General features: G+C 58.4%; 5 protein-coding genes. All 5 read right to left on the reverse strand.

Going from position 1 to position 4,956, the window contains the following annotated elements; all coding sequences use genetic code 11:
* Positions 1 to 610: DUF1403 family protein (locus tag ENZ74_RS21690; protein WP_127312982.1), on the reverse strand; the 610-nt coding region annotated here is incomplete at its 3' end.
* A 991-nt stretch (positions 611 to 1,601) separates the two neighbouring features.
* Positions 1,602 to 2,204: a DUF3011 domain-containing protein gene (locus tag ENZ74_RS21695; RefSeq protein WP_013529061.1), complete on the reverse strand. Its 603-nt coding sequence runs from the start codon at positions 2,202 to 2,204 to the stop codon at positions 1,602 to 1,604.
* Positions 2,205 to 2,275: 71 nt separating this feature from the next.
* The gene (locus ENZ74_RS21700; protein WP_244514240.1) at positions 2,276 to 2,692 is read right to left on the reverse strand and encodes a hypothetical protein; all 417 of its coding nucleotides are present in this window, start codon (positions 2,690 to 2,692) and stop codon (positions 2,276 to 2,278) included.
* 430 nt (positions 2,693 to 3,122) lie between these two features.
* Positions 3,123 to 3,857: a L,D-transpeptidase gene (locus ENZ74_RS21705; RefSeq protein ID WP_082826592.1), complete on the reverse strand. Its 735-nt coding sequence runs from the start codon at positions 3,855 to 3,857 to the stop codon at positions 3,123 to 3,125.
* Positions 3,838 to 4,638, reverse strand: a complete 801-nt coding sequence (locus ENZ74_RS21710; RefSeq protein ID WP_063170393.1) for a DUF6065 family protein — start codon at positions 4,636 to 4,638, stop codon at positions 3,838 to 3,840. The genes ENZ74_RS21705 and ENZ74_RS21710 overlap by 20 nt, the downstream gene beginning before the upstream one ends.
* Positions 4,639 to 4,956: the final 318 nt, after the last annotated feature.

The raw sequence follows: 4,956 nt of genomic DNA on the forward strand, positions 1-4,956 counted from the left end.
GTCCAAAACCCTGCGCCATTAGGAGCGGCAGGGGCTGCGGCCAGCCCAGGCGTTGCGCCAGTACCAGGTCGGCGAGCCACCAGCCAAAGACTTCGGCATCGGGACGCATGGCGACGACCTCAGCGGCGATCGCCGCGGCGTCGAATGGCGCCGACCGCTGGGATACCCCGAGTTTTTCGATCTGCGTGCAAAGGTCGGCGAGCGCGGCGCCGTCCCAATGGAGGCCAAGCTGGTCGAGTATCTTCCCGAGCCGGCCGGGCGTAGCGGCGGGCGGCTGCCTGGCCAACTGCCGCCAGGCGCCAAAGACGGCGCCTGCGGGACCGGGGTCAGCACGTAGGGGACGCAAATGCCAGGCATCGCGCAAGGCGGCCGCATCCTCGGCGCGGCCGGCGAGCCGCATGCTGGAGGCGGCGCAGCGAACCGCCAGCCGCTGCCGCCAAGCGCCGGCCCAGGCTGCCTGCGCGCGGGCGAGCGTGTCGAGGGCACCCAGGGCGGCGCCGGCCCGGAAGGCGGCGTCGCCGTCACTCGGCGCGCCGGCGCTTGTGATCGCCCACGCGGGAACGGAGGGCGGCGCAGAGGAGCTGGCGGTCGCGGGATCGAGGCGAATCATAATTTGGAGAGTAAAGTGCCGGTGCGCTTTTCGCCATGATTTTCGTGCCAAAACGCACAGCCTGTCGGATCAGCACAACGACTGATAGTGTTGCATTATCAATCTCTTCACGAGTTCGTCCCTGCTAAGCCATTTGGCCAACAAGTAAGTCTCGACAGGGCACCTTTTTGCGCAGCCGGACGAAACTCCGTTCGGAAATGTGCCGGCTCGCGGCGTAGGAGCCTGCTCAGGTTCAGATGTCATGAAGGCATCTAACGCCCGATCTGCCGCGCAACTTCGGTCCCATATTCATTGCCGACGGGGTATCTGAGGGCGACGTTTTTTGCGGGTTTTTCCTGGTCGGCTTTGGAGGTGATGCTGGCGCCGATTGTCACAGGCTACTTCACTATCTGTTCCTTGACCGATGAGATCTTTTGCGCTGCGGCGCTCCCGTCTTTGCTGTGGGTCACCTTCTGACCCAAGCCCCAACGTACACACGCGGGAGTGTCCTACAAGCCATCGGTTTCGACAGATCGGATGGATTGGGCAGGCGAGCCCAAAAGCTGCGAGCTTAGAGCGGTTATAAATCGTAGTTGTAGCTGTGTAACAAACTGTGTAACAAAAAGCGCGAAAAGACTAGTATTTTCAGTATCATAGAGGTGAAAGGGAATCCCTCCCTCTCCGCCATCGATTTCCCATAACGGCCTGATTCGCAACGATTTTTCCGAATATCAGCTCTCTTTTGGTGCATTTCTTGGTACAAAGAGGCTTCCGCACAAGCCCCTATGGATCGACATCATAAGAACCTCGATCTTATCGTCTCAGCCGCCGCCACGATGCAGGAGGAGATAGAGAACATGTTCGGCTGCCTCCACCGCTTCGAGGAGAAACCAAGAAGCAGGTGAACGAAGTCTGCCGTGGTGATGCCAGGATGAAGATCAAGATTGATGCTGCGGGAAAGATTTAAGAGCCCCGCTTTGACAATCGTGACCGGCTTCCTTCGTCCTTCAATTCACTCCGCGTCAGGATTGTCGACAAGGCAGCCTGCACCATGGCATCCTTGGTAGTTGCCATGCACATCAAAGTTTGGCTCTCCCTGCCTGTCAAATTGCGGTCGGGTATCGATTGCCTGGTCAGGATTGTCGACCTTGCATCCCATGCCATGACAACCATTGTAGCTGCTATCGGGGCGGTAGTTACTCGTCGTGTGCCGTCGATTGTGATGATCGTCCGCCATCCCCTCGATCAGAGCGCCGAGAATAGCTCCGCCAACCACTGCGCCGACGTCATGACCGCGATGGTCATACATGCGGGCATTGGGATCAAAGCTGTCGCCACGTCCATGGTGGTAGCCGCCGACATCGGCGAAAATTCCGGAGCAACCTTGCGCGACCCAAATATATTTGCTGCGTGGATTGTAGCCCCAGGTCCGGTTCAAAATACAAGGACTTCCAGAAGTCTGATGAATGAGTTGCGGCTTGCTCAGCGGGCCCGCCCAGCATTCGCCATACTGATAGTGCCTCGATTGGCATTCGACGGTCGATTGTGCGCGGGCATCAGAGATCATCCACGATGAGCCGAGCGCGAGCAAAGCAATGAACATGTAACGTAGCATGTGAACCCCTCCGGAGTGGTCAACGACCGGTTGCGTCGGTGTCATCGAAATGGAATTTCTTCCGCCAGGTGTCAGTCGTTGATCGCGGTGATCTTGATGGTGTTGCCGTCTCCGACGCCGGAGAACCAGACCTCGCCATCACCGATTGAGATGCCTTGCCAATTGGCGAACAGCGTCGGGTAGGTCTGCTTGAGGACGGTCTGTTTGACCTTGGCGGTAACGATCTTGTCGTAATCCGTCACGAAATGCGCGGCGTCGTTTATCTTGATCGCCTTGCCGCCGATCCGGGCGCGGAAGGGATAATCGATCATCGACGCGACGGTCTGCTTGTCGCCGGCACTGACAGCCTTCTGCAGCTTGTCGAAGAACTGCTGATAGGTTGTGTGACTGCCGAACAGCGCGTCAAGGGTCTGGTTTGTTTCAGCGGCGGTCTGCGCTGCCGCTGGACCCGCAACGGCGGTACTCAATAGCGCGGCGGAAACCAGCATGAATAGAGAGCGCCTCATCATAGGTCCTTTCACTCGGTCCGTTCAATTGCCAACCCATCAGCCTGGATTTGTCCTTCGGACGTTCGCGCCCTGACTGATGCCGACGGCGAACGGGAAGACGAATGGCATGCCGTCACTGACGAGAACTGACATATAGACGCGTCCATTGAATTTTTTTATTTCAATACACGCAAAAGGTGTAAAAAAGAATACCTAAACGTCGATTATGACGGACAGAGATGACGGTTAAGGTATCCAAAACCTTATTCGCGAGTGATATCGATACGAGCAGCGACGCCTATGTCTTAAATTCTCCCTCTATGACGCCATATGGATAGAAGCAGAAATCTGCCGTCACCTGTGCCACCGGCGTGGGTATTGTCCAACGGCATCCGACAGCAAGCGTTGGCCTGTGCCTGTTCAATTCGCTTCACTTCACGATGACCTTTGCTCCCTTCGGCACCAGACTGTAGAGTTCGATCACATCCTCGTTGAGCATGCGAATGCACCCTGAGGACGCTTCAGTTCCTATGGTCCAGGGCTCTGAGGTGCCGTGGATACGATAAAGCGTATCCACGCCGTTCTTGTACAGATAGAGAGCTCGCGCGCCGAGCGGATTGTGCGTGCCGGGCCTGATCATGCGCGGCAGGTCGGGCGACTGGTTACGCATGTCGTCAGTCGGATGCCATGCGGGCCACTCCGCCTTACGCCCTACGCTGGCAATGCCCGACCAACTGTAACCGCTAGCCCCGACGGCGACACCATAGCGCCGCGCCATCCCATTGAGGCGGTATAGATAGAGGAACCTCTGCCGTGTATCGATCAACACCGTACCGGCAGGCAAGCGTTCCGGGGGCGTCACATCGACAGGCAGAAAGCGTTGGTCAAACTTGCTGCGATCGACGATGAAGACCTCATGCGGCTCCCTCGCGTAAGCGGCTTTCACGCGAACTAACTCTGTAGCCGTATTCGGGCTACCTTTTCCATCCGCCAGGCAACCGACAAGGAGCGCCGCCAGCGCCAATACAAAGCCCGACCGCACGAACTGGCGGATGCATTCCGGTCTTTCGTCTCTGCTCGAAACCGACCCGTTAATCGAACGGCCAAATGCTAGCGATCCAACTGGAGGAATGCGCACAGGCCGCTTACTCTTGGCTAGCTTCATCTACTGGCGAACCTTTTTCCTGGGCCCGCAACTGGTCGATGTGGATCGGCCGCTTTAGAGTTCGCTTTACTCGGTGAGTGTCATCCGCGACCGATTTCCCCGTCGGCGAAACACCCTGCAGATAGTGCTTCTGCCACTTCATCTCCTTGGTAAGCTCGTCGTTCATCTGCAGGCCGGCCGAAAACCGTCGACGTTCGCTATTCCAAACCTTATGTTCTTTATGGAACTCAGGATCGTCCTCCATCGGACGAATGACCGGCTGCACCTGCTCGATAGCGACACTTGGCATCATGGTGATGAAACAGAATGGCTCGCCCTTGGCAAAAGTGACAGACCCAGGGCGGGTGAAGCGCCAATTCATGGTGAAACTGAACGGCAGCCAGTTGGTTTCCACCAAGCCGTCCAGCGGCGCGATTCCGTCCTTCATCCGGTTGGGAGAGCCGCGAGCCCACACCATCCAGCCCGGCTCGGTGCGAAACACGTAACCCGGATGAAAGGTTACTATGCCGTGCCCGAAGGTCGAGCTGATGAATCGGTGCGTGACGTTCGGTTCGTTTACATGGAAGGCGATGTCTTTTGTAGTGTTGTATCCGTTCCAAGTAACAGTCACATTTATGGGGTTCAACAATTCCCATCCGCTGGCATTGGCGATTGAAAGCGGCGTGCAGCGGTAGGCGAAATGCTGGTCGGTCGCATCCATCCAGTCTCGCGTCCCCTCCGCGGCGACAAGCTCAGGCGGGTTCGGAGCCTGGATCATGCAGTCAAGACGAGGGCCGGTCATACTCTCCGCTATCCTCAAACGATTCGATTCTAAGTTGCTGATCACGTCGCCAACCGTAGCGGCATGACCAGGATAGAAGGAGGCACTATGGGCCTGCCGGTCCGGTAGGTCCCTCCGGTCCCACCGGCCCCACCGGTCCGGCAGGTCCCTCCGGTCCCGCAGGTCCGGCAGGTCCGCTAGGTCCCTCCGCACCGGGCGCGCCGGGAGGTCCAGACGCGCCGGTATCGCCGGGCGCTCCAGGTGTCCCGTCCGATCCGGGCAGTCCGACAGGCCCAGCAGGTCCGCCAGGTCCCTCCGCGCCGGGCGCGCCGGGAGGTC

Source organism: Mesorhizobium sp. M7A.F.Ca.CA.002.15.2.1, assembly GCF_003998715.1.
GTDB classification, from domain to species: Bacteria; Pseudomonadota; Alphaproteobacteria; order Rhizobiales; family Rhizobiaceae; genus Mesorhizobium; species Mesorhizobium ciceri.

Coding starts and splice junctions, on each gene's coding strand:
- ENZ74_RS21695 (WP_013529061.1), bottom strand. CDS start 2,204: ATGCTACGTTACATGTTCATTGCTTTGCTCGCGCTCGGCTCATCGTGG.
- ENZ74_RS21700 (WP_244514240.1), bottom strand. CDS start 2,692: ATGCTGGTTTCCGCCGCGCTATTGAGTACCGCCGTTGCGGGTCCAGCG.
- ENZ74_RS21705 (WP_082826592.1), bottom strand. CDS start 3,857: ATGAAGCTAGCCAAGAGTAAGCGGCCTGTGCGCATTCCTCCAGTTGGA.
- ENZ74_RS21710 (WP_063170393.1), bottom strand. CDS start 4,638: ATGACCGGCCCTCGTCTTGACTGCATGATCCAGGCTCCGAACCCGCCT.